Source organism: Pseudomonas sp. P5_A2_2 (genome assembly GCF_054177685.1).
Window position 1 is genome coordinate 1 of sequence record NZ_JBGCUL010000347.1, and the last position, 4508, is coordinate 4508.

The 4508-nt window shown below is 59.4% G+C and carries 7 protein-coding genes; 5 read left to right on the top strand and 2 right to left on the bottom strand.

The features are described from left to right. The first annotated feature begins 88 nt into the window (after positions 1–88). The 5 genes from ACXRVY_RS17980 to ada all read left to right on the top strand — a co-directional run bounded on the left by ACXRVY_RS17980 (position 89) and on the right by ada (position 3240). Complete coding sequence (locus tag ACXRVY_RS17980; protein ID WP_007912251.1) at positions 89–391, top strand: DUF1883 domain-containing protein; 303 nt, start codon at positions 89–91, stop codon at positions 389–391. 37 nt (positions 392–428) lie between these two features. Next, positions 429–596, top strand: a complete 168-nt coding sequence (locus ACXRVY_RS17985) for a hypothetical protein (RefSeq protein WP_191624874.1) — start codon at positions 429–431, stop codon at positions 594–596. Positions 597–713: 117 nt separating this feature from the next. Then, positions 714–1418, top strand: a complete 705-nt coding sequence (locus tag ACXRVY_RS17990) for a 2OG-Fe(II) oxygenase (protein ID WP_223463725.1) — start codon at positions 714–716, stop codon at positions 1416–1418. Beyond that, positions 1408–2088, top strand: a complete 681-nt coding sequence (gene alkB / locus ACXRVY_RS17995; protein ID WP_223463724.1) for a DNA oxidative demethylase AlkB — start codon at positions 1408–1410, stop codon at positions 2086–2088. Before ACXRVY_RS17990 ends, alkB begins: the two co-directional genes overlap by 11 nt. 87 nt (positions 2089–2175) lie before the next feature. Then, positions 2176–3240, top strand: a complete 1065-nt coding sequence (ada, locus tag ACXRVY_RS18000) for a bifunctional DNA-binding transcriptional regulator/O6-methylguanine-DNA methyltransferase Ada (protein ID WP_457265956.1) — start codon at positions 2176–2178, stop codon at positions 3238–3240. On the opposite strand, the gene acuI is transcribed toward ada, so the two are convergent. Together acuI and ACXRVY_RS18010 are read right to left on the bottom strand one after the other, a co-directional pair. Then, positions 3241–4224: an acrylyl-CoA reductase (NADPH) gene (acuI, locus tag ACXRVY_RS18005; RefSeq protein WP_223463722.1), complete on the bottom strand. Its 984-nt coding sequence runs from the start codon at positions 4222–4224 to the stop codon at positions 3241–3243. It lies immediately after the preceding gene. An 18-nt stretch (positions 4225–4242) separates the two neighbouring features. Beyond that, positions 4243–4508: hypothetical protein (locus ACXRVY_RS18010; RefSeq protein WP_458237898.1), on the bottom strand; the 266-nt coding region annotated here is incomplete at its 5' end.

Here is a 4508-nt window from a genome sequence, read left to right on the forward strand (position 1 = left end):
GATAATAAGGCGTTCGGGCTGATAAACTGCGCCAATCGCCCATGCTATCGTTTTGATTTTGTAGAAAAAGCCCTTCTGGAGGCGCCTCATGAAATTTATCCATCAGCGCGAGCACCTCAATGAAGACGACATCGTCGTCATTCAATGCTCCCAAATGTGCAACATCCGCTTGATGAACGACGCCAACTTCCGCAGCTTCAAGAATGGCGGTCGTCACACCTATCACGGCGGTGCATTCGACACGTTTCCGGCCCGCATCACGGCCCCGAGCACCGGCTTCTGGAACATCACGATCGACACCGTCAACCGCCGCGCTATCAGCGTGACGCGCAAACCCACCCTGACCCACTCGATCAAAATCATTCGCCGTTCCAGCACGAAACTGAGCTGATCAGCGAACCCGAAACACAAGACAGGCAGATACAACCGTGGCCCAAACGACCAAGTACGTCATCAAATACAAACTCAACGGTGAGCGCCGCTTCGAGTTTGCCCAGCTTGAAAACGGCACCCCGGAAGAAGCCAAGGCGGCGCTGGATGCCATTCATGGACAAGACGACGTCATCAGCGAAATCAGCGTCAGCAAAGCGCTGTAACGCGATCAGGAGCGACAATGGACGTCAGCTCCCATTCGCAATTCGACCGCAAGCAGCGGAGTGCCTGCTTTATTTTTGCCTTGCAGACTGGCCACCTCAACAACAAGAGGCCCGGCAATGAGCGAGCAATATCTGGACAGGCTGGACTGGCCCCGGCTGGAACAGCAACTTGATCAGGACGGTTACGCCGTCATCCCGTCACTGTTGAGCCACAAGGCTTGTGATCAGGTCAGCGCCTTGTACCCTCGAACCGAGCCCTTTCGCTCCCACGTGGTGATGGCTCGCCACGGTTTCGGCCGAGGCGAATACAAATATTTCAGCTACCCGTTACCGGAACTTGTGGCCCGCTTGCGTAGCGCGCTCTACCCGCGCCTGGTGCCCATCGCCAATCGCTGGCAGGAGCAAATGGGTTTGCCCGACCGTTTTCCCCAAACCCATCAAGCCTTCCTCGAACGCTGTCATGCCGCTGGTCAGAACCGTCCGACACCGTTATTGCTGCAATATGGTCCGCAGGACTACAACTGTTTGCATCAGGATTTATACGGTGAGCATGTTTTCCCACTGCAAGTAGCGATTCTGCTGTCGGAACCCGATGAAGACTTCACCGGTGGCGAATTTGTCCTGACCGAACAGCGTCCGCGAATGCAATCACGCCCGATGGTCGTCAGCCTGAAGAAAGGCGACGGGCTGATATTTACCGTCAACCAGCGGCCGGTCAAAGGCGTTCGCGGTTACTACCGAGTAACCCTGCGCCACGGCGTGAGTCGCCTGCACAGCGGCAAACGGCATACCCTTGGAATCATCTTTCACGATGCGTCATGAACCCATGAATCCGCTGACTTTCGATCTGTTTGCCGATGCCGAACCCGAGCAACAATCCAGGCGCGAACAGATCGGTGAACAGTCCTACGTGCTGAGAGGCTTCGCCCTGCCCTGGCTGGAGCGTTTGCTGCCTACCCTGGAGGCGGTACTGATGGCCGCGCCGTTTCGGCAGATGGTCACGCCCGGTGGCTTTACCATGTCGGTCGCCCTGAGCAGTTGCGGTCAATTCGGCTGGACCACTGATCGTAGCGGTTATCGGTACACCCGTCATGACCCACAAACCGGCCGGCCCTGGCCAATGATGCCCGAGGTGTTTCTGCAACTGGCACAAGCGGCGGCACTGGCAGCGGGTTTCACCGATTTTGCGCCGGATTCCTGCCTGATCAACCGCTACGTCCCCGGAGCAAAAATGTCACTGCACCAAGACAAGGACGAACATTCCTACGCAGCCCCCATCGTTTCGGTATCCCTGGGCTTACCGGCGATGTTCCTGTTCGGTGGCTTTGCACGCGGTGACAAAAGCCAGCGCATCCCCTTGCTGCATGGCGACATCGTCGTCTGGGGTGGCGTGGATCGCCTGCGTTATCACGGCGTGTTGCCGATCAAGGAAGGCCATCACCCGAGACTGGGCGAGCAACGCATCAACTTCACCTTCCGTACCGCCGGATAAAGACTTCGAATTTGACCGCAAGCGCCGGAGTGTGTGGGAATTGCCCCATGGTTAATGTGCAGGCAACACCTCAAAGGACATGACGCCATGACAACCCAATCGAGCAAGATCACCATTGAAAACGATCCGCGCTGGGCCGCTGTGGTCGCGCGCGATCCCAAGGCCGACGGTCAGTTTGTCTATGCCGTGAAGACCACAGGCATCTATTGCAACCCCAGCAGCCTCGCGCGCTTGCCCAAGCCGCAGAACGTCGAATTCTTCGATAGCGCCGAACAGGCCCGGGCCGCGGGTTATCGTCCGAGCAAACGCGCGACCAAAGACCAGAGCGAACTCGCCGCGCAACATGCCGCCACCGTGGCCGCCGCCTGCCGCCAGATCGAAAGCGCCGAAACGCTACCTGCCTTGGGCGAATTGGCCGAGGCGGCGGGCCTGAGCAGCTTTCACTTCCATCGTGTGTTCAAAGCCGTCACCGGCCTGACGCCCAAGGGTTACGCCGATGCCCATCGCTCACGCAAGGTTCGCGAACGGCTGGCAGACGGCGGCTCGGTGACCGATGCCCTGTATGACGCTGGTTTCAACTCCAACAGCCGGTTTTATGAAGCCGCAGACCAACTGCTGGGAATGAAACCCGGGGACTACCGCGCCGCCGGTCAAAACAATGACATTCGTTTTGCCGTTGGCCAGTGTTCGCTGGGCGCGATTCTGGTGGCGCAGAGCGAGCGCGGGGTCTGCGCGATCCTGCTGGGTGATGATCCGCACCAACTGGTTTGTGATCTGCAAGACAAGTTCCGGCGCGCGAACCTGATTGGCGCCGATCATGAATTCGAGCAATTGATTGCCAGGGTCGTCGGCTTTATCGAGGCGCCGGCCATTGGCCTTGATTTGCCTCTGGACCTACGCGGCACGGCGTTTCAGGAGCGTGTCTGGCAAGCGCTGCGAGAAATTCCCGTTGGCAGCACTGCCAGCTACGCCGATGTCGCGCAGCGCATCGGTCAACCAAAAGCCGTTCGCGCCGTGGCTCAAGCCTGTGGCGCTAACAGCCTGGCAGTCGCGATCCCGTGCCATCGCGTGGTGCGCAGCGACGGCAATCTGTCGGGCTATCGCTGGGGTGTCGAGCGCAAACGGCAGTTGCTGGAGCGCGAGTCGCAGTGATCAGCGGTTCACATCCACCACCACGCGCCCGCGCAACTGCCCGGCCAGCAAGCGCGGCGCGGCTTCGATGGCTTCGCTCAAGCCGATTTCGTGACTGATCAGCGGCAACAGGTTGAAGTCCAGATCCTGGGCCAGGCGACTCCAGGCTTCCACCCGTTTGGCTTTGGGCTGGGTCACGCTGTTGATACCGGCCAGGGTCACGCCGCGCAAGATGAACGGCGCAACGGATGCGGGAAAGTCCATGCCCTGGGCCAGACCGCAGGCCGCGACGGTGCCATTGGCCTTGGTGCTGGCGCAAGCGTTGGCCAGGGTGTGGCTGCCGACCGAGTCGATGACCGCCGCCCAACGCTCCTTGGCCAACGGCTTGCCTGGTTCGGAAAGCGTGGCCCGGTCGATGATTTCGCCAGCGCCCAGTTGCTTCAGGTAATCATGCTCTGACGTACGTCCGGTAGACGCGACCACCCGGTAGCCGAGCCTGCTTAGTAACGCGATGGCGAAACTGCCGACGCCGCCGTTGGCACCAGTGACCAGGACTTCACCCTGTTCAGGCGTCACGCCATTGTGCTCAAGGGCCAGGATGCACAGCATGGCCGTGTAGCCCGCCGTGCCGATGGCCATCGCCTGGGCAGCAGTGAATGCCTTGGGCAGCGGGATCAGCCAGTCACCATTCAGGCGAGCCTTCTGCGCCAGTCCCCCCCAATGCCCTTCACCCACGCCCCAGCCATTGAGCAGGACCTGGTCACCGGGCTTGTAGTCCGGATGCCTGCTGTCTTCGACGACACCGGCCAGGTCGATGCCCGGCACCATCGGGAATTTACGCACCACCGGGCTGCTGCCGGTGATCGCCAGGCCATCCTTGAAGTTCAGCGTGCTGTAGGCAACACGCACCGTGACATCGCCCTCGGGTAACTGATCGTCCTGGATCTCCTGCAGTGTGGCCCGGTAACCGCTGTCGTCTTTGTCGATCAAAATACCTTTGAACATTACGGCCTCTCAATGGAATCAGTCTGGTTGGGGTGCAATGGAAATAACACATGGCAGCAGATTGTCGTACTCGACTTTAAGCCAATCTGCCAATTCCATAACTCTTCCCAAGTGATGAATCACTCCTTCGGTGGCGCAGGTGGAGGCTTCCATCGACGCTGAAGAATGCRTGAAGTGCTGAAATGACGACTGGCCTTGCGCCAGTCGTTGCGTTACAAATCCTGTTCTACCGTCCCTGCCCGGATTCAACGTCGGAGAACACAGCACATGAACCAATGGCCACA